Genomic DNA, 16,452 nt, shown 5'->3' with positions numbered 1-16,452 from the left:
AATTTATAAATGATTGTATAGATAATGAATATAAAAAACGGGAAAAATAACTAGGAGGAATTTAACATGTCGGATTGGTTTCAATTAGATAAAGAATATATGATGCCTACGTATTGTCGCACGGAGGTTGCGATAGAAAGAGGAGAAGGTTGTAAACTGTATGATGTGGAGGGTAAAGAGTATTTAGATTTATTTTCTGGCGTAGGAGTAAACGTATTAGGATATAATCATCCTAAAATTGTGCAAACGACCATGGAGCAAGTTACGAAATCGTTGCATCTTCCATTTCATTTTTTAAATCCAGTTGCGATTGAGTATGCAAAGAGATTAGTTGATTGCTCTTTAAAAAATGGAAAAGTTTTTTTTACAAACTCTGGTACAGAAGCGACAGAAACGACATTAAAATTAATTGATAAATATAGATCTATTACGAATGAAGAGCGTGAAGGAGTCGTTGTACTGAAAGATAGTTTCCACGGGCGAACATTAGGGGCTCTTCATTTTACGAGACAAGAAAATGTTTATCAAAATTTCCCGAAAACATCCATTCCTGTATATGAAGTGGAGTGTGAAAATATAAAGGAATTAGAAGATACAATTGTTAATGAACATCCCATTGCAATTATGCTAGAGCCTGTTTTAGGAAGCGGTGGGATCTATCCTTTATCAAGTGAATATTTAGAAGGGATTCAGCTCCTGTGTGAAAAGTATAATGTACTCCTCATAGTCGATGAAGTACAAAGTGGTATGGGCAGAACTGGGAAACTATTTGCTTATCAAAATTTCAATATTACACCAGACATTATTCAATTTGGTAAAGGAGCAGGAGGCGGGATACCGCTAGGAGGAATCATTGTAGGTGAAAAGTTATGTAATGTATTTTCACCAGGAGATCATGGAACAACGTTTGCTCATTCATCAATCGGAACGGCTTTAGGTTTAACGGTATTAACAACATTAATTGATGATGGTTTAATGGAAGAAGCATATGAAACTTCACTATATTTGAATGAAAAACTGCAAGAAATTCAGAAAGAAAATTCTTATTATATTCAGGAAGTACGTCATGCTGGTATGATGTTTGGAATTAGTATGAATGATACAAATGAAAACGTAAAGAAATTACAGTTAGAATTAATGGAGAAAGGGATGTTAGTCGATGTTACACAAGGGAATATCATCCGTTTACTTCCCCCGTATATAATTACGAAAGAGGAAATTGATGCATTTATTAATGAATTTATATTCGCTATTCATAGTGTGGCAGCTATAGCAAGTGTTTAAGAATTTTGATGAAAATACAAATATAAAAAGTACCTTATTTATAATTCGTACAGGAAGAAAATAGGGACAAAAAATAAATTTATATATTAAAATAAAAAGCTGAAAAAGGCACTCATACAGCGCTTTTTCAGCTTTTTAAAATACTTAATTACTTAATCTAGAAAGAATCTAATTGGACAAATAATTAATTATGTGAAACAATAATAACAGATAAGGAGACGTTGCTTTTCCTTAAGTGCTTCGTATTGAATTTATTCTAGTAAGAGAAGGTGTGCTGAAAGAAGTTAAATTAAATAAGGGGCTGTTTTACTATATGCAACAAAATAATGATTTAAATTTTGAACCTCAAGACGTTAATATTGTCAATCCTAAACAAGCTAGGAAAGCAGTTGTTGCTACTGGCATTGGGAATGCAATGGAGTGGTTTGACTTTGGATTATACGCGTATTTAGCGGTAATATTAAGTCAATTATTCTTCTCAGGTGTGAATAATAGTGGTTTGCAACTTGTACTTACATTTGGTACATTTGCAGCGGCCTTTCTCGTTCGACCAATCGGAGGTATTTTCTTTGGTAGAATAGGAGATAAATACGGCCGAAAGATCGTTTTAAGTACAACTATTATTTTAATGGCACTTTCTACATTATTCATCGCATTACTACCAACCTATGAACAAATTGGTGTATGGGCACCAATACTACTTTTAGTTGCTCGAATGATTCAAGGCTTCTCTACAGGCGGCGAATATTCAGGAGCAATGGTTTATATCGCAGAATCTTCTCCAGATAAAAAGCGTGGTATACTCGGTAGTGGTCTTGAAATTGGAACACTCTCAGGTTACATTGCTGCCTCGGTAATTGTTACCATTTTGACGTTATTATTAACAGATGAGCAAATGCTCAGCTGGGGATGGCGTATTCCTTTCTTAATTGCTGCACCAATTGGTTTGGTCGGTTTATATTTACGACGTCATTTAGATGAATCTCCAATCTTTCAAGAGATGGAAAAAGCACAAGAGGAATCTGAAGACAACGAACAATTTTCATTTATGGATATATTAAAATATCACAAAAAAGACTTCTTATTAAGCACAGTAATTGTTGCCTTCTTTAACATTACAAACTATATGATCCTTTCGTATATTCCTTCTTATCTAACACAAGTACTAAAAGTCAAAGAAACAACTGGCTTATTAATTATTTCAATTACGATGGCACTTATGATTCCACTGGCACTTTATTTCGGTAAATTAAGTGATAAAGTAGGTAATAAACGCGTAGTACAAATTGGTTTACTTGGTTTAGCATTATGTTCAATTCCAGCATTTTTATTAATTGGTAACGGACATATTGTAGCCATGTTTGCGGGTATTTTCGTCTTAGGTTTCTTCCTTAGTGTTTATGAAGGAACATTGCCTTCGTTATTACCAGCACTCTTTTTCACCGATGTACGTTATCGTGCACTTTCTATCTCCTTTAATATTTCTGTATCCATATTCGGTGGTACAACGCCGCTTGTATGTTCATACTTAGTTCATGCTACTGGTAATCCACTGGCACCAGCATTTTATTTAACAGGTGTAAGTGTAATTGGATTAGTTGTATTTAGTGTACTGTTTGTTACAACATCAGGACGTGCATTAAAAGGATCTTATCCTACCGTAGAATCGAAGAAAGAAGCACATCAAATCGCTAAAGAGGATCCTGAAGAAACACTTTGGTGGCATGAAGAATCTTTAGAAATTGAAGCAGGAAAAAAAGCATAATTTGTGAAAAGCAACGTGGACTTTTATACAAAAAGACTCCTAGTTTAATAGGAGTCTTTTTGTATACATTATTTTCTCTTCTTCTTCAAACTCTTCTGATAAGCATAAAGCTTATGAACCTCTTCCTTAAATTCATGCAAAAGCACAGCATTTTCACTGTTTGAATAACGTACTGCATTATAAGCATCTATAATGATATGACTCTGAATATTTACCTCTTCTTCATGATTTACTCTTTCTAGCCAAGCTTCAACAGTTTCTCCTCGTTCACGATTTAAAGGAGGGGATAGTTTACTCTCAAGTTTGAAAATTTCTTTTCGAATCTCATTATGTGGTGGGTTATTTCGCTTCATACGTTTTTGGCTAATTCCTTCTTTATCAGTAATGATTGTAGATTCGAAGACTGGTATATTTGGTAAACTTAAATGTTTTCGATTTTTTACTATTTTCCTTACGACATAAATAGCAATGACTGTACAGACTATTATTGTAGCGCTATTTATGAGTATCGGGTCAAAGTCAGGAAGTTTTTTACCGTCTTCAATTCGAGGGTTTAAGAGATGTCCTTTATTTGCCCAAACTCCTTCTGTATCTTTCATTTCAGCTGCTTTAATTAATGGCATTAGAGCATAGCCGACTCCCAATGCGATAAATTCAGTCATAAAACCAAACATAAGTCGAATAAAAGGGAACACTTGAACAATTAACATACTCATTACACCAATCGTAATGATAGAAGCGAAACGTAATAGTTGTTGTTTACGATTTGCCCCGGTTAGCCAAAATGTAATCATTAAGTGTAAGGCTAACATTAATAATTTCCATAACGGCGGAAAGGGTGCATAAAATATAGCTGTAACGACAAACCATACAATACCGCCTAACGATTTTTGAACCGGATATCCAGGTCCGACCGCGTGTACGATAAAGAAAAATAGTGGTAATATAATTGTGCCAAAAAGAGAAAACGGTAGAAATAAAGAAAAACCGACTATTTGAATAACTAAAAGTATTACGAATCCTGTTGTTTTTTTCTTCATTAGTTTATGAATAAGAAATACTCCTACATAACCGGTCGCTAAAAATATAGCAATACCAATGAGTTCATCTCTTTCCGTTAATAATGAAAGAAGGAGGAGCAGAATAAAGTCATTAACGTGATAGAGCCAAGTTTTCAACTGGTTCCACCATCCCTTCATTATTAATGAGAAACGTAGGCTGAGATAGAAGAGGAAGCTCATTCTTCTGCAAACCAATGTATATCATTGTAGACGAGCGTTCTCTTTTTCTCGTTACATAGTGAAGAAATCCTTGTTTCGGAAGTAGTGTACTATCATCTGTAATACGTGCTAATTCCTCTAAAGCTTTTGCATATTGCGTTTGTCCTTCATTTAACGGTAAATGTAATGCACCACCTTCTGCTAAAACACTAATAAATAACTCAAACGGAATTTGATGCTTCGTTGCGAATTGACAAATGTATGTGGTAAATGAAATAAGGTCTTCTATATTCTCTTTCCAACCGAATCCTCGATCAGCAGCTAAAGAAAGACAAATCGTCCAACTATAATTTTTTACAGGTTCATATTGCTTCGCTTGTAACGCCTGCATTTTAGCAGACGCTTTCCAATGAATAGAGCGGAAAGATTCACGTTCATATCGTTTAACACCGATAATGGATGTTTCATCATTGTAAAAAGAGAAATTCGTTCGATACGAACCTGTTAATAGTTGCTGGAGTTCTTGTAAACCGGCTACTTCTTTAGGAGTAGGGTATACAATAATTTCAGTCTTTAATTTATCGAAAACAGGTAAATGGACAGTTAATAAATGAAAAGGGTCTTTTAAAACACATTCAAATTGTTCAATTTGAAAGACACCACGCTTCGTTGCGGTTAATGTTAAATCCCATTTTTGCGCTGAATGAGCAGGTTGTGAAAATGGGAAAGAAAATAACGTTTTTGATATCTGTTCAATCCCTTGATCTTTATGCGGTATAAGGGACGAATTTAAATGAAAATAACAAACACCGTTAACGAGTGGTATATTTGCCCCATTTTTTAAATGAATAAAAAACTGTCCGGATTCATCAGGGAAAAGCCGAGTTGTTTGTTTTTCATTTATAACTTGAAATCTTTTCTCTATGTAAGCAACATATTTATAAATAAAAATCGCAAATAAATAGTAGAAGAAAAAGAGAAACATAATAATTCGTTGCGGTAGAAAAAACGTAAATAGTAAAGCGATGGGCACAGTTAATTGAATAATGTGGATTTGAAAAAATAAAGGTACAGTTACAACGCGCTGTCCATTCATGCTTGCTCAATCTCCACGGGTACGTCAACTTCTTTTAAAATCCTTTGCATTAATTCGTTTTTTGTCGTACGTAATGCACCTTCCATTGATAAGACGATACGGTGATTCCAAACAGAAGGAACTAAAAATTGTATATCTTCAGGCGTGCAATATTCTCTGCCGCGTAAAAAGGCTAATGCTTGAACAGCACGTACTAAAGCTAATGTAGCACGTGGGCTTACACCATTGGCAATGTAATCATGATTTCTTGTAGCGTGAGCAAGTTTAATAATATAGTGTTCTAACGGTTCTGATACGAAAATTTCTTTCACTTGTTGCTGCGCTTCTAAAATGTCCTCTAAAGAAATGACAGATGTGACGCTTTCTAAAGGTGCAACGCTACGAAAACGACGCATCATTTTTAGCTCATCTTCAGGAGACGGATAACCAATTGAAATCGTCATTAAAAAGCGATCAAGCTGTGCATCTGGAAGAGGGAAAGTTCCTTGTGATTCAATCGGATTTTGCGTCGCAATAACAAAAAACGGTTTTGGAAGAGGAGTAGACTGCTTTTCAAGCGTTACTTGTCGTTCTTCCATCGCTTCTAACAAACTAGACTGTGTTCTTGGCATCGCACGGTTAATTTCATCTGCAAGTAAAATATTTGTCATAACTGGTCCAAGTCTTAATTCGAATTCACTCGTTTTCGGATTGAAATATTCAATACCTGTTACATCACTCGGAAGTACATCAGGGGTAAATTGAACGCGAGAAAAATTACCACCAATGCTTTTTGAAATGGTTTTTGCTAACAAAGTTTTCCCAGTACCAGGCACATCTTCAAGTAGTACATGTCCGTCAGCAAGTAATGAAACGAGTAGTAGATCAATAATATTCTCCTTACCGACAAAAACAGACCCTATATTTTCTTTTAATTTATTTATCATATGTAACATTCCTTCCATAATAAAAGAGTTAGTATTTCTATATTTTAACAAATTATTCAGAAAATTGGTATGATTTTTTAATCCGAAGAAATAGATATTTAATTATTAAATTACTCTTGCATATTTTGGAATATGATTATACAATATCGGTATACGATGTATCGTAAGTCGATATATCATAAGGCGATGTATCGGAGGTAGTTATAATGAATGTGAAAGCACAAAAATATATTCCATTAACCGAGGCAACGTATTACATACTATTGTCACTCGTAAAGCCAATGCATGGCTATGGAATTATGCAAATGGTAGAAGAGATGACAAATGGGGAAGTAAAGCTAGGTCCTGGTACTTTATATGGGAATACGACGAAGTTATTAAAAGAAAAGTTAATTGTTGAAGTTGCCTCAACAGACAGAAAGAAGTGCTATGAGTTAACGCCGTTTGGTAGAGAAGTGTTAGAGCTAGAGTATAACAGGTTGCAGAGATCTGTAAGAAATGGAAACAGTATATTAGGGGAGTGAATGGAAGATGGAGACAAAGAAGATATTCAAACCTTTCGCGGTATGGAGCGTAGAAAAAGAAGAAGCTTTTTTACGGAATATGCACCAACAAGGCTGGGCATTACAAAAATATAATATAATGTATACATTTAAGAAAACTAAGCCGAAAGATGTAGTATATAAAGCGGATTTCAGATTGGATTATAAAGATTCAAAAGAAAAACAAAAAGAATATATTGATATATATGAAATGTGTGGGTGGAAACATGTAACGAGTTTTACAAAATGGAATTATTTTTGTAAGGAAGTAGAAGAGGAAAATGAGTTGCCTGATATATATTCAGAAAAGGAGACGAGGATACAAAAACTAAAGGAGTTATCACTATTCTTTGTTATTATGTTAGCAACTATATTACCATCAATGTATAACGTATTTTTAAGTCCGATAGAATCAAGAGTGCCTATTTGGGCGAAAGTTATGGTGGGGGTTGTTAGTTGTATGTGGATGTATCTCTTTATAAGGCTCTCTTGGAAAATTAAGAAATTGAAAAGCGAAATATTATAATAAAGATTGGATTTTAAAAGAAGATGATTACCGGAATCATCTTCTTTAATTTTTACATAATTCTATTTTGTTCACTCTTTTTTACACAATAAAAAACTATATATTTAAGGCATAGAACTAACAGTTACAAAGATAATACCAGTGATAATACCTAAAAAAATCATAAATGATGAAAAAACGATTAATAATAATGAACTACCGATTAATACTATTTTATTAGAGTTTTGATGTTTAAAGTGGTAATAAAGTAAAAAGCCGCAAACAGTAGAAATAATCCATATAGCTAGACCGTAAGGGGTCGAGATCTTCTTCCAATCGAAGATCCAAAAGTAAAAAATGCCTATGTGACAAGTTAATAGTAGAAATGTAAATGGAATCATTAACTTTTTATTTAAAATCATTTGTTTCACCTCTTTTATGTAAATATTACCAGAAGGGTGTGGAGTTTCAAATATAATAAGGAAGAAATACATTTTTTATTACCGTATTAAACGGAAAAATCCCTTATAGAAAAATCTATTTCTATAAGGGATAGTAACGATTTTATGAGAAAGACTGATTTTGCGCAGGTTTTATAAATTGCTCTGGGTTTTCAACAAGCCCGCATACAGCACATTGGACGCGATAAGTAGGTCCTTGATAAGCCATATGAAAAGCATTCATCGTTTCGTTTGTGTATTCTTCTTCTACTTGACCAGTTTGTGGATTTAATTTCACTGGTTTTACTTGTTGCTCAAGAATATTAAAGCGAGTTCGGTTCGTTTTACAGCTTGGACATAGCATTGGTTCCATATGTATACACCTCCATTTGTAGCATTTCTTAAGCGGTATGATTTTATGCACATAGTTTTATGATCACGTAGAAAAAACTTTCTCAACATAAATAGGTGTATATTATATTTAAAATTCAGAAAAAATAAAATATAATAAATGTAAGAACTGGTTATGTCCAAACCAAATCTCCTGTTTTATGCCAATAAGCTGGGGGCCGAGAAATCGGCCTCATTTTTTTGTGCTCGTCTCTATAAGGTACAAGGTTTTTAAAAACATTTGTCGAATTTTTAGAGGTGAAGGTAAAGGAGGAATAATTATGAACTTAAAAATGAAATACATTATTTTATATGTAGAAAAGTTTGAACAATGTCTTCAGTTTTATAAAGAAATTTTAAAATTACCAATAAGAGCTGAACACGGTACATATATCGAATTTGAAACAGGAGCAACAATTTTAGCGATGAATACACGAGAGGATGTTAAGGAGTTAACGGGACTACCTCTTACAGAAGGTGTACTACAATCTTCTCATTTTGAAATAGGATTTGTTGTAGATGATGTTAAGGAAACGATTGAGAAATTAAAAGAACAAGGGGTTAAAGTTCTAGTTGAGCCAATCGTAAAACCGTGGGGACAAACAATTGCTTACATTGCTGACCCAGACGGTAATTATATTGAAATTTGTAGTTCATTAGAATAGAAGGAGAAAAAGAGGATGGGGTTTCCAAAATTAGAAACAGAACGTTTACTATTAAGAGAACTTACACTATTAGATGCAGAAACAATGTTCCATTATTTTTCAAAAGAATCCGTTATTCGTTATTTTGGAATGGACTCTTTCGAAAATGTTGAGCAAGCGAAAACGACTATTCAAACGTTTAGAAAGCGTAATGAAGAGGGAAGTGTATTTCGCTGGGGAATAGAGAAGAAAGGCACAGATCAATTAATTGGTACGTGTGGATTTCATTTAATTAACAATCATCATAAACGAGCTGAAATTGGTTATGAGCTAGATGATACATATTGGGGACAAGGATACGCAACCGAAGCACTGCAAGCAATGCTAGCTTACGGATTTGAAACGTTGCACTTTATAAGAATTGCAGCTGTCGTATATATAGAAAATGAAGCTTCCCGTAATTTATTAAAAAAAGCCGGATTTCAAGAAGAAGGATTACTTCGAAAATATATGATTCAAAATGATGTTGCTCATGACACGGTCGTTTATTCATTATTAAAAGAAGATTGGCAAAAGTAATGAGCACAAGTGAAATAATGAAAGTTATTAAGGAGCATAAAGATGAGCGATTTATATTAGGTATAGATGGTCTAAGTCGTTCAGGTAAAACAACATTGGTTAAAGAGTTGGAAGAAGATTTGAAGCAAAGTGAAATCCCGTTTCATATTTTTCATATTGACGATCATATTACTGAGCGTAATAAGCGATATAATACTGGATTTGCAGAATGGTATGAGTACTACAACCTTCAATGGGATATAGAGTGGTTGCAGCGAAACTTTTTTTGGAAGTTACAAAGCGATATACAAGTACAATTGCCTTTCTATCATGATGAAACAGACATATGTGAAATGAAAGAAATACAGCTTCCTTTAGTAGGTGTAATAATTGTTGAAGGTGTTTTTCTGCAGCGAAAAGAATGGAGAAATTTCTTTCATTATATGGTGTATTTGGATTGTTCAAGAGAGACAAGGTTTCTTCGCGAGAGTGAGGAAACGCAGAAGAACCTTCCAAAGTTTCAAAGTAGGTATTGGAAAGCTGAGGAGTATTATTTGGAAAAGGAATCACCGAGGGATTTGGCGGATTTCGTAATACGCAATATGTAACAATGTAAGTACAAAATAGAAGATGTATAAAATGAATATTTTATGGGATTTTGATGGGACGTTATTTAATACGTATCCTGCATATACAATGATGCTTTCTGAAATATTAGGTGATGCAGTAGATAAACAAGAAATATACAAAAACTTAAAAATATCATATTCCCACGCAATTCAATATTACAACATTTCAAATGAACAGGAAGAACAGATTAAAGTTTTGAAGAAACAGTTTACTCCAAAAGATATGAAACCGTTTGAAGGTGTCGAAGAGATTTTGAAATTTGCGCATAAAAACGTGATTATGACACATAAACATAGGACAGGAGTTATGGAAATCTTAAAGTATTATGGATGGGACAAATACTTCGTCGATATGGTTACAATTGACGATGGTTTCCCTCGAAAACCGAACTCTTTAGCTTATGATCATTTACATAAAAAGCACAATATTGATCTAGCAATTGGAGATAGAGAGTTAGATCTATTGCCTGCGAAGGAATTAGGTATTTCAACATGTATGTTTCAAGATAAATGTGATGTAGCGGACTATTCTTTATCGCATTACTCTGAGTTTTTTAAGGTAGTTATTGATAGAGATAGAGAGTTTTCTTTATAAACGGCTTGATTAAAACTTCTACTTTTTACTCGGAAAGTAGAGGTTATTTTCTATGTTTAAAAAAACTATAGTGGATTAATACTTTCAAGTGTATAGAAGGAGATTGTTATAATAATGTGAATTATATAGTTATAGATAAATCTGTAGATAAAGAGTTATGTTTTTGAACTTTTTTAAGTAAGTGAAAGATTTCTATAAGGCGAGTGATAATATGAGTATTTTCATTTTAGAAGATGATGTCATACAAGCGCAGCAAATGAAGCGGTTAGTTGAAGAGATTTGTGAGAAATATATGTTGCCGTACGATTTTATCGAAGTAACTAGTAAAAGTGAAAACATTATTAAAAACATTCCACGGGCGACTTATGTACCAATTTATTTTTTAGATATTGAGATAAAAAGAGAAGAACGTAAAGGGTTGCAAGTAGCGCAAGAAATTCGTAAATATGATACGCAAGGGATTATTGTGTTTGTAACGACGCATTCAGAATTTGCACCGATCTCGTATCAATACATGGTATCAGCTTTAACATTTATTGATAAAGGTTTGCCTTATGAAGAACGATATCAAGTATTTGAGCAATGTTTGCTTCAATATGAGGCACGCAATAAGACTACTATTCCTAAGGATGATTTTATTGTTGAAAATAGTAACGCTACTGTGCGACTGCCATTTCATGCAGTCGAATATATTATGACCGATGATCCACATCGTTTAGCTTTAGTGACGTTAGATCGTATCGTTTATTTTTATGGAACATTAAAAGAGATTGAAATAGTAGATGAACGGTTATTTCGTTGTCATCAATCATATGTCGTGAATATTATACAAATGTCTTCTTATGATACAACGCAGAAGATGATGATATTAAAAAGTGGGAAACGAATTCCAGTATCGCGGCGTTTAGTTAGTAAAGTACGTACAATGTTAAAGGGTGAGATGTAATGTATATTTATGATGTGTTTGCACTTTTGCTCACTAGTATGAGTCATACCTTCTTATACATTCAATTAATCCGGTACAATAGATTGTCATATAGAATGTTAGCGTCTTTAAGTGTTGTATTTATTATTTTACTTGTAATTGTCGTAACAGTAACGAGATATCCAGAGCTTAATAGTACAATTGTGTTATTTCTAATAAGTTTAGGATTGATGCAAAATGAATTGAACTTTATGCGGAATTTATATTTTGCGCTTGTTAGCATGGTTATTATTACGCTTGTGAAAATGCTATTTCTCGAAGTGGGTATGAAACTATTTATGTTAACACCATTTGATTTCTATTTATGGACAGCGAGTATAATTCATCTTATCGTGTCGCTCATAACTTTTATAGGTATTGTATTAGCTCGTAAACGAATTCAAAGTATCGCTCAGTACATAGTAGGAAGTCCACTATATTATGTTACTTATATTTTGTTAATTATTGGGTTTATTATTGGATTAATTTTAACGAGTCCATCCACTGATTTTTTAGCAAAGTTAAATCAGCAATATGGTGAATTGAGTTTTATTTCAGCAATTATATTGTTCTTAGTATTACTACTTATTGTATTACTGAGTTCGCATTTGGCGAAAGAGAAGTTGGTAGAAGAACATGAAACAAGGTTAGATAAAGAATTACTCGATTATGTTGAGAAATTAGAATCGATGCATGATGAATTGGCCAGTTTCCGCCACGATTATATTAATGTGTTACTTGCGTTAGAAGCGGGAATACGTACAAAAAATGTGAATGAAATCGAGCAAGTTTATTATGAGGTTATTACTCCTACTTTAAAATTAATCAATGATCATGAACTCGATATTGCGAAATTATCTCGTATACATATACCTGAAGTGAAAAGTGTATTAAGAGCAAAAGTGGGTACTGCCCAGCAACAACAAATAAAAGTAATGCTTGATATTCCGGAAAAAATAGCGACGGTTTCGATGCCTATAGTTCCTTTTATTCGTATCATTTCAGTCTTATTAGATAATGCAACTGAAGAAGCGGTACATAGTGAGGAAAAGGTACTGCAAATTGCCTTTTTTGAAATGGATGCAGAGCAATATTTTGTTGTTCGTAATAGCTCCAATTATAAAGAGATTGATTTGCAAAAAATTTATGAGAAGAATTATTCGAGTAAAGAAGAGGGCAGAGGATATGGGTTATTCTCATTAAAACGTATTATAAATAAAACGAATAATGCAACGCTAGAAACGACTTATATGAGTCCTCATTTCACGCAAACTTTCATACTAAAAAAATAGATAACCATTTATGATGGAAATCAAACCGAATAAGAAATAACTACATACTTTCTTCAATCGTTTTTATACACTTCAAGTAAGAGGTGAAACGAGATGAATGGTCTTATTTTTACAGCGTTTATAAGTATAGGGTTACCGCTTGTTGCACTTTTATATGCTTTTTGGAAGAAACGCTATATCCCGTATATGCTAGGCGTATTGGCATTTGTTGTATCACAAATTTTAATCCGTATACCAATACTGAATTATTTAAATGGAAATAGCACAGCTTTTTCAATGTTTAGTGTCATGCAGCCTATATTATTTGCGATTATGCTTAGTTTGTCAGCTGGTATTTTTGAAGAGATAGCTCGTTTTATTGCAATGCGCTATTTTATGAAACAACGAGATTGGCAGTCAGGATTTTTATTCGGAGTAGGGCACGGTGGTATTGAAGCTGTGTTGATAGTCGGTATTCCAGTAGTATCTCTATTATTATCGCAAACAGTTAGCGGAAATACGGATAGTTATTTTGTCGGTGGAGTGGAACGTATCTTTGCGATGTTAATCCATGTCGGTCTGTCATTCATTGTATTGCAAGCTGTTGTCCAAAAGAAATTTCGTTATGTTGTATATGCAATTTTCATCCATGGGACTGTAAATGCACTAGCAGGTATCATACCGCTATACGTACCAGCAGATAGGGCTATATTTACTGTAGAAGTTACAATAGCAATTTGTGCGTTACTTGTATTTAGTTATAGTTTCATCTTAAAAAGAAAGGGTGTATTAAAATGAAAAGAATGTTACTCATTATTATAAGTGCTATTGCGGCGTTCGCACTTGCAGCATGTACTGGTAATAAAGTAGATGAAAGTACTTCAAAAAAGTTTATTCCGAAAGCGGAAGAAATTGTAACGTTACTAAATGAATCTAAGTATAAAGAAGTGCATGACAAATTTGATAGCAAGATGAAAACTGCATTATCAGAGGAGAAAATGAAAGATCTTACTCCTGTAATTGAAAAAGCTGGTACATTCGAAAAGATTGAAAAAAAGTCGATTGAAGAAAAAGATGGTTTATATACAGTTGTTCTTGTAGCGAAATATAGTAAAGAACAACGTACCTTTATCGTAACTTATAATGATAAAGAAGAAATAGCAGGTTTATATATTAAATAAAAAACAGATAAAGTGGAAGTGTCCGCTTTATCTGTTTTTTATTATTTTAACCAAATTATGGTTATTCATGCTAATATGAACTCATAGCTATATAGAAGGGGTGGGTAATTATGAAAACAGAAATAGTTTCCAAAAAGAAGTACAGCATAATAAGCTATGTATCTTTACTCATCGGAATTATGTGTTTTTTATTCGTTTTTATAACTCCGACAAGAATAGCGAATGCGGGTAATATAGTGGGAGATTATATTACAATTGCTCTGACAGGCGTAGGTATTATACTTTCAACAATTGGAATCACGAAACAAACAGAGAAGAAGGCAATTGCAATTATCTCATTAATACTTTCCTCATCGTTCTTTATTTTTTGGATTATCGCGATTATCTTATTGTTTACTGGCCAAATAAATTTTGCGCCGTAATGAGCAATAAAAAGAGTCCTTCATATAAGAAGGACTCTTTTTATTCGGTATCTTCAGGTTGATATTCTAAAAGATCTCCAGGTTGGCATTCTAATGCTTTACAAATAGCATCTAAAGTTGAAATTCTAATTGCTTTTGCTTTTCCATTTTTTAATATAGAAAGGTTAGCCATTGTAATTCCAACCTTCTCTGAAAGTTCAGTTACGCTCATTTTTCTTTTCGCTAGCATTACATCAATATTAATTATTATTGCCATGTTATTCACCTCAGACCGTTAAATCATTTTCTGATTTTATATCTATCGCATCTTTTAAAAGTCTTTGGAGAACGGCAGCAAAGACTGCGATAACCATTGAAGAAAAGATTAGGAGCATGCCAAGTATAATAATACCTGGTGCATCATCTCTTTCCGCCACAAGATAGAAGAGTGGCATACCTACCACATATAAAATACTGATTGTTACTGCACATTGTTTTATCTTTTTTAAAGCTCTAACAGATAATTTCGAGAAAGCGTTACCCTTGTCAATGAAGCTTACAAGTTTAAAAGCTTGATACAGAGCGAAATAAAAAGGTACCACCGTTGCATACAGATTGATTAAAATAAGATATTTTATATATGCAATATCGGGATACAATTCCGCTGCATAATTCCCTATGTTAGGAACTAAAAATATACACAAAGCAAGAACAGGGATTCCAATCAGAATAATAGCTGTCTTTAAAAAGAGTGTTGATCTTTGTTTCATATAAAGCACCTCATTTATTAATTATCTATTTAATCTAACATGAAATTTATCGTTTAACAATAAATTTTTATTTATTATAATCGTGTTTTTATTGTTAAGTAAATTTGAATTTCAGATGAAAATAAAAAGTACTGCTCTTTATAAAAAAGGGTGCCAAACAAATAGACTTCTTGTAATAAAAAAGTATGGTGAATATGGTGATATATACCATTGTTCCTTTGACGAAATATAGTACAGATAATCGTTCCTTCTTTCTGTAAATGATGTTATGTTAAAAGTAACGATTAAGTCGTTCTAATAATAAGAGTTTTTAGAAAAACAATATTTTTCGTAATTTGAAGAGGTGTTAATGAAATGAAATCGTACACGCAATTTGAACGAAGAAAACACATACTAGATGAGTTAGAAAAGTACAACCGAGTTATGGTAAATGATTTAGCGAAGGTACTAAATGTTACAACAGAAACGATACGAAGAGATTTAGATATGTTGCACAAGGAAGGGCAGCTTACGAAAATACATGGTGGTGCAATTAAGAAAAAAGATCAAACACTAGAATTTCATTTTGATAGGCGCCGAGCTGAGAATATTGAAGAAAAACGAAAAATTGCAATGGAAGCAAGTAAACTCGTAGAAGATAATGATATTATCGCAATTGAAATTGGGACAACCACAATGCAAATTTTGGATTACATACACGATAAAAAGAATTTGACGATTTTAACAAACTCGATACCAGCTGTTAATAAAATTATTGAGCTTAAAGAACAATATGATTCCTTTGATTGCAGGTTAATAGTCATTGGAGGAATATTGAATACAAATTCATTAGCATTGTCTGGAGAAATGACGTTAAACTATCTTGACCATTTCACTGTTAATAAGTTATTTGCTTCTTGTGATGGAATTTCTTTAGAAAAAGAACTAACATGTTCGTATATTGAAGATGCACAAATATATAAGCAGTTAAAGAATAATGCAAAACAAGTTGTCATGATGGCTGATGAGTCAAAGTTTAATTTAACAAAGTTCTATAAAAGCGGGAATTTCAGTGACATCGATGCATTATATACAAACGCTAAGCTCGATGAGGCGTGGCACAATGTGTTAACAAGTAATGGGGTAGAAGTAATAACAGTATAGAAAACAAAAAGAAGACTATTTCTTAGTAAGTTGAGAAATAGTCTTCTTTTTGTTTATATGTTGTTTTATTTTGTTTATTTGTTGTTTTTACAATTAGTTAACAAATTAACAACATTGTGTTAATAATA

21 protein-coding genes are annotated in these 16,452 nt (G+C 33.0%); 14 read left to right on the top strand and 7 right to left on the bottom strand.

Annotated features, from left to right (window positions below):
* The first annotated feature begins 66 nt into the window (after positions 1–66).
* Positions 67–1,284 carry an aspartate aminotransferase family protein gene (locus NSQ47_RS09185; RefSeq protein WP_341036670.1) on the top strand — a complete coding sequence of 406 codons (1,218 nt, stop codon included), beginning with the start codon at positions 67–69 and terminating at the stop codon, positions 1,282–1,284.
* Between the two features lie 313 nt (positions 1,285–1,597).
* On the top strand, positions 1,598–3,049 hold the full coding sequence (locus tag NSQ47_RS09180; protein ID WP_033711045.1) for an MFS transporter: 1,452 nt from the start codon (positions 1,598–1,600) through the stop codon (positions 3,047–3,049).
* A gap of 68 nt (positions 3,050–3,117) precedes the next feature.
* On the opposite strand, the gene NSQ47_RS09175 is transcribed toward NSQ47_RS09180, so the two are convergent.
* The 3 genes from NSQ47_RS09175 to NSQ47_RS09165 are packed head-to-tail and all read right to left on the bottom strand — an operon-like array spanning position 3,118 to position 6,291.
* Positions 3,118–4,227: a DUF4018 domain-containing protein gene (locus NSQ47_RS09175; RefSeq protein WP_002161337.1), complete on the bottom strand. Its 1,110-nt coding sequence runs from the start codon at positions 4,225–4,227 to the stop codon at positions 3,118–3,120.
* Positions 4,202–5,365 carry a DUF58 domain-containing protein gene (locus NSQ47_RS09170; protein WP_002161338.1) on the bottom strand — a complete coding sequence of 388 codons (1,164 nt, stop codon included), beginning with the start codon at positions 5,363–5,365 and terminating at the stop codon, positions 4,202–4,204. The genes NSQ47_RS09175 and NSQ47_RS09170 overlap by 26 nt, the downstream gene beginning before the upstream one ends.
* Positions 5,362–6,291 carry an AAA family ATPase gene (locus NSQ47_RS09165; RefSeq protein WP_002161339.1) on the bottom strand — a complete coding sequence of 310 codons (930 nt, stop codon included), beginning with the start codon at positions 6,289–6,291 and terminating at the stop codon, positions 5,362–5,364. The genes NSQ47_RS09170 and NSQ47_RS09165 overlap by 4 nt, the downstream gene beginning before the upstream one ends.
* 206 nt (positions 6,292–6,497) lie before the next feature.
* Between NSQ47_RS09165 and NSQ47_RS09160 the strand changes: the two genes are divergently transcribed.
* Together NSQ47_RS09160 and NSQ47_RS09155 are read left to right on the top strand one after the other, a co-directional pair.
* Entirely contained in the window at positions 6,498–6,815 is a 318-nt protein-coding gene (locus tag NSQ47_RS09160; protein ID WP_002110530.1) for a PadR family transcriptional regulator, read from the top strand.
* A gap of 7 nt (positions 6,816–6,822) precedes the next feature.
* The gene (locus tag NSQ47_RS09155; RefSeq protein ID WP_002110529.1) at positions 6,823–7,359 is read left to right on the top strand and encodes a DUF2812 domain-containing protein; all 537 of its coding nucleotides are present in this window, start codon (positions 6,823–6,825) and stop codon (positions 7,357–7,359) included.
* A gap of 104 nt (positions 7,360–7,463) precedes the next feature.
* Here the strand turns inward: NSQ47_RS09155 and NSQ47_RS09150 are convergent, their stop codons facing one another.
* Together NSQ47_RS09150 and NSQ47_RS09145 are read right to left on the bottom strand one after the other, a co-directional pair.
* Positions 7,464–7,760: a hypothetical protein gene (locus NSQ47_RS09150; RefSeq protein WP_340824482.1), complete on the bottom strand. Its 297-nt coding sequence runs from the start codon at positions 7,758–7,760 to the stop codon at positions 7,464–7,466.
* A 142-nt stretch (positions 7,761–7,902) separates the two neighbouring features.
* Complete coding sequence (locus tag NSQ47_RS09145; RefSeq protein ID WP_000433610.1) at positions 7,903–8,151, bottom strand: hypothetical protein; 249 nt, start codon at positions 8,149–8,151, stop codon at positions 7,903–7,905.
* 298 nt (positions 8,152–8,449) lie between these two features.
* Here NSQ47_RS09145 and NSQ47_RS09140 point away from each other — a divergent pair, with 298 nt between their 5' ends.
* From NSQ47_RS09140 to NSQ47_RS09100, 9 genes are all read left to right on the top strand, one after another.
* Complete coding sequence (locus NSQ47_RS09140; protein WP_070139481.1) at positions 8,450–8,833, top strand: VOC family protein; 384 nt, start codon at positions 8,450–8,452, stop codon at positions 8,831–8,833.
* A 15-nt stretch (positions 8,834–8,848) separates the two neighbouring features.
* Complete coding sequence (locus NSQ47_RS09135) at positions 8,849–9,391, top strand: GNAT family N-acetyltransferase (RefSeq protein WP_002200088.1); 543 nt, start codon at positions 8,849–8,851, stop codon at positions 9,389–9,391.
* Positions 9,391–9,978 carry a kinase gene (locus tag NSQ47_RS09130; protein ID WP_340824479.1) on the top strand — a complete coding sequence of 196 codons (588 nt, stop codon included), beginning with the start codon at positions 9,391–9,393 and terminating at the stop codon, positions 9,976–9,978. The genes NSQ47_RS09135 and NSQ47_RS09130 overlap by 1 nt, the downstream gene beginning before the upstream one ends.
* Positions 9,979–10,009: 31 nt before the next feature.
* Positions 10,010–10,594: an HAD-IA family hydrolase gene (locus NSQ47_RS09125; protein ID WP_002161345.1), complete on the top strand. Its 585-nt coding sequence runs from the start codon at positions 10,010–10,012 to the stop codon at positions 10,592–10,594.
* A gap of 211 nt (positions 10,595–10,805) precedes the next feature.
* Positions 10,806–11,540, top strand: a complete 735-nt coding sequence (locus tag NSQ47_RS09120) for a response regulator transcription factor (RefSeq protein WP_002165542.1) — start codon at positions 10,806–10,808, stop codon at positions 11,538–11,540.
* Positions 11,540–12,850, top strand: a complete 1,311-nt coding sequence (locus NSQ47_RS09115) for a GHKL domain-containing protein (RefSeq protein WP_016127181.1) — start codon at positions 11,540–11,542, stop codon at positions 12,848–12,850. Before NSQ47_RS09120 ends, NSQ47_RS09115 begins: the two co-directional genes overlap by 1 nt.
* Before the next feature lie 93 nt (positions 12,851–12,943).
* Complete coding sequence (locus NSQ47_RS09110) at positions 12,944–13,627, top strand: YhfC family glutamic-type intramembrane protease (RefSeq protein ID WP_078174267.1); 684 nt, start codon at positions 12,944–12,946, stop codon at positions 13,625–13,627.
* Positions 13,624–14,010 (top strand): DUF3887 domain-containing protein, encoded by a 387-nt coding sequence (locus NSQ47_RS09105; protein WP_340824469.1) that lies wholly within the window; start codon positions 13,624–13,626, stop codon positions 14,008–14,010. Before NSQ47_RS09110 ends, NSQ47_RS09105 begins: the two co-directional genes overlap by 4 nt.
* Positions 14,011–14,120: 110 nt before the next feature.
* Positions 14,121–14,432, top strand: coding sequence for a hypothetical protein (locus tag NSQ47_RS09100; RefSeq protein WP_002110521.1), 312 nt, complete (start codon positions 14,121–14,123; stop codon positions 14,430–14,432).
* A gap of 40 nt (positions 14,433–14,472) precedes the next feature.
* On the opposite strand, the gene NSQ47_RS09095 is transcribed toward NSQ47_RS09100, so the two are convergent.
* Both NSQ47_RS09095 and NSQ47_RS09090 read right to left on the bottom strand, forming a co-directional pair.
* Positions 14,473–14,688, bottom strand: coding sequence for a helix-turn-helix domain-containing protein (locus NSQ47_RS09095; protein ID WP_002110519.1), 216 nt, complete (start codon positions 14,686–14,688; stop codon positions 14,473–14,475).
* 10 nt (positions 14,689–14,698) lie between these two features.
* Positions 14,699–15,181, bottom strand: coding sequence for a DUF2975 domain-containing protein (locus NSQ47_RS09090; protein WP_340824467.1), 483 nt, complete (start codon positions 15,179–15,181; stop codon positions 14,699–14,701).
* Positions 15,182–15,535: 354 nt separating this feature from the next.
* Here NSQ47_RS09090 and NSQ47_RS09085 point away from each other — a divergent pair, with 354 nt between their 5' ends.
* Positions 15,536–16,324 carry a DeoR/GlpR family DNA-binding transcription regulator gene (locus tag NSQ47_RS09085; protein WP_002127921.1) on the top strand — a complete coding sequence of 263 codons (789 nt, stop codon included), beginning with the start codon at positions 15,536–15,538 and terminating at the stop codon, positions 16,322–16,324.
* Positions 16,325–16,452 lie beyond the last annotated feature (128 nt).

Origin of the sequence: Bacillus sp. FSL R10-2780 (assembly GCF_038006125.1) — a bacterium.
Lineage (GTDB): Bacteria > Bacillota > Bacilli > Bacillales > Bacillaceae_G > Bacillus_A > Bacillus_A cereus_U.
Note: the sequence above shows the minus strand (reverse complement) of the source record. Positions and strands in the feature narration are given on the sequence as shown.

Coding starts and splice junctions, on each gene's coding strand:
- NSQ47_RS09185 (WP_341036670.1), top strand. CDS start 67: ATGTCGGATTGGTTTCAATTAGATAAAGAATATATGATGCCTACGTAT.
- NSQ47_RS09180 (WP_033711045.1), top strand. CDS start 1,598: ATGCAACAAAATAATGATTTAAATTTTGAACCTCAAGACGTTAATATT.
- NSQ47_RS09170 (WP_002161338.1), bottom strand. CDS start 5,365: ATGAATGGACAGCGCGTTGTAACTGTACCTTTATTTTTTCAAATCCAC.
- NSQ47_RS09165 (WP_002161339.1), bottom strand. CDS start 6,291: ATGATAAATAAATTAAAAGAAAATATAGGGTCTGTTTTTGTCGGTAAG.
- NSQ47_RS09160 (WP_002110530.1), top strand. CDS start 6,498: ATGAATGTGAAAGCACAAAAATATATTCCATTAACCGAGGCAACGTAT.
- NSQ47_RS09155 (WP_002110529.1), top strand. CDS start 6,823: ATGGAGACAAAGAAGATATTCAAACCTTTCGCGGTATGGAGCGTAGAA.
- NSQ47_RS09150 (WP_340824482.1), bottom strand. CDS start 7,760: ATGATTTTAAATAAAAAGTTAATGATTCCATTTACATTTCTACTATTA.
- NSQ47_RS09145 (WP_000433610.1), bottom strand. CDS start 8,151: ATGGAACCAATGCTATGTCCAAGCTGTAAAACGAACCGAACTCGCTTT.
- NSQ47_RS09140 (WP_070139481.1), top strand. CDS start 8,450: ATGAACTTAAAAATGAAATACATTATTTTATATGTAGAAAAGTTTGAA.
- NSQ47_RS09135 (WP_002200088.1), top strand. CDS start 8,849: ATGGGGTTTCCAAAATTAGAAACAGAACGTTTACTATTAAGAGAACTT.
- NSQ47_RS09130 (WP_340824479.1), top strand. CDS start 9,391: ATGAGCACAAGTGAAATAATGAAAGTTATTAAGGAGCATAAAGATGAG.
- NSQ47_RS09125 (WP_002161345.1), top strand. CDS start 10,010: ATGAATATTTTATGGGATTTTGATGGGACGTTATTTAATACGTATCCT.
- NSQ47_RS09120 (WP_002165542.1), top strand. CDS start 10,806: ATGAGTATTTTCATTTTAGAAGATGATGTCATACAAGCGCAGCAAATG.
- NSQ47_RS09115 (WP_016127181.1), top strand. CDS start 11,540: ATGTATATTTATGATGTGTTTGCACTTTTGCTCACTAGTATGAGTCAT.
- NSQ47_RS09110 (WP_078174267.1), top strand. CDS start 12,944: ATGAATGGTCTTATTTTTACAGCGTTTATAAGTATAGGGTTACCGCTT.
- NSQ47_RS09105 (WP_340824469.1), top strand. CDS start 13,624: ATGAAAAGAATGTTACTCATTATTATAAGTGCTATTGCGGCGTTCGCA.
- NSQ47_RS09100 (WP_002110521.1), top strand. CDS start 14,121: ATGAAAACAGAAATAGTTTCCAAAAAGAAGTACAGCATAATAAGCTAT.
- NSQ47_RS09095 (WP_002110519.1), bottom strand. CDS start 14,688: ATGGCAATAATAATTAATATTGATGTAATGCTAGCGAAAAGAAAAATG.
- NSQ47_RS09090 (WP_340824467.1), bottom strand. CDS start 15,181: ATGAAACAAAGATCAACACTCTTTTTAAAGACAGCTATTATTCTGATT.
- NSQ47_RS09085 (WP_002127921.1), top strand. CDS start 15,536: ATGAAATCGTACACGCAATTTGAACGAAGAAAACACATACTAGATGAG.